The organism is Citrobacter sp. CK180 (assembly GCF_030333655.1).
Taxonomy (GTDB): domain Bacteria; phylum Pseudomonadota; class Gammaproteobacteria; order Enterobacterales; family Enterobacteriaceae; genus Citrobacter_B; species Citrobacter_B koseri.
In genome coordinates this window covers 1-271 of record NZ_JAOWFM010000017.1, presented here as the reverse complement: position 1 = coordinate 271, position 271 = coordinate 1, and the positions used below count along the sequence as shown (strand labels likewise).

Here is a 271-nt window from a genome sequence, read left to right as displayed (position 1 = left end):
TGGCACGGATGCTGGCTTTCATGTATTCGATGTTGATGGCCGTTTTGTTCTTGCGCGGATGCTGCTTCAAGGTTTTTACCTTGCCGGGACGCTCGGCGATCAGCCAGTCCACATCCACCTCGGCCAGCTCCTCGCGCTGTGGCGCTCCTTGGTAGCCGGCATCGGCTGAGACAAATTGCTCCTCTCCATGAAGCAGATTACCCAGCTGATTGAGGTCATGCTCGTTGGCCGCGGTGGTGACTAGGCTGTGGGTCAGGCCACTCTTGGCATC

At 57.9% G+C, this 271-nt stretch carries 1 protein-coding gene; it reads right to left on the bottom strand.

Annotation, left to right across the window (positions count from 1 at the left end):
• Positions 1 to 271, bottom strand: a 271-nt coding sequence (locus OGV50_RS00445; protein ID WP_286488216.1) for a transposase, incomplete at both ends; no start/stop codon positions are given.